Origin of the sequence: Planktothrix tepida PCC 9214 (genome assembly GCF_900009145.1) — a bacterium.
Lineage (GTDB): Bacteria > Cyanobacteriota > Cyanobacteriia > Cyanobacteriales > Microcoleaceae > Planktothrix > Planktothrix tepida.
The window spans coordinates 1-464 of sequence record NZ_LN889872.1 but is presented as its reverse complement, the minus strand read 5'-3'; the positions used below and the strand labels follow the sequence as shown (position 1 = coordinate 464).

The following is a 464-nucleotide window of genomic DNA, read 5'->3' as shown; positions in this document are numbered from 1 at the left end:
TGAGAATATTCTCTGATGATTGTTGGGTCAAGTTTTAATTGAGATGCGATATAAAAAAGTACAGATTCCGGTACTATTTCTCCTAAACTCCAAACCCGCCCCGGGAAGCGTAGATAACACAATTGTACAGCGAAACCAAGCCGATTGTGTGGTCTACGTCGCTGCTTTATAACCCGGAGTTCGTCATTGCTAAAAGTATAGTAGCGAGCTAGATCTCTTGGGGTGATAAAATGGGGAATTTCCGTAAATTGTAGCCGCTGTGCTGGAGATAAAAGTTCACGAGTTGCCAATTAGATTACCTGTATTTATTTGTAATTATTATTAATGACTAATTAGTTGGGTGAAAATTTGTAGTTGACACCACAGTAAGGACAAAATTTGAATTTCAGCGACATAATTGGTTCGTCACAACTAATACAACGGTTTCGTAAGGCTGTACCACAAGCAAAGCAATATTTCGACCG

At 39.2% G+C, this 464-nt stretch carries 2 protein-coding genes; both read right to left on the bottom strand.

Features of this window, described 5'->3' with window-relative positions; genetic code table 11:
- The coding region (locus tag PL9214_RS32585; RefSeq protein ID WP_139295221.1) for a DUF4158 domain-containing protein at positions 1–290 on the bottom strand (290 nt) is incomplete at its 3' end.
- Between the two features lie 42 nt (positions 291–332).
- Positions 333–464: double zinc ribbon domain-containing protein (locus PL9214_RS32885; RefSeq protein ID WP_139295220.1), on the bottom strand; the 132-nt coding region annotated here is incomplete at its 5' end.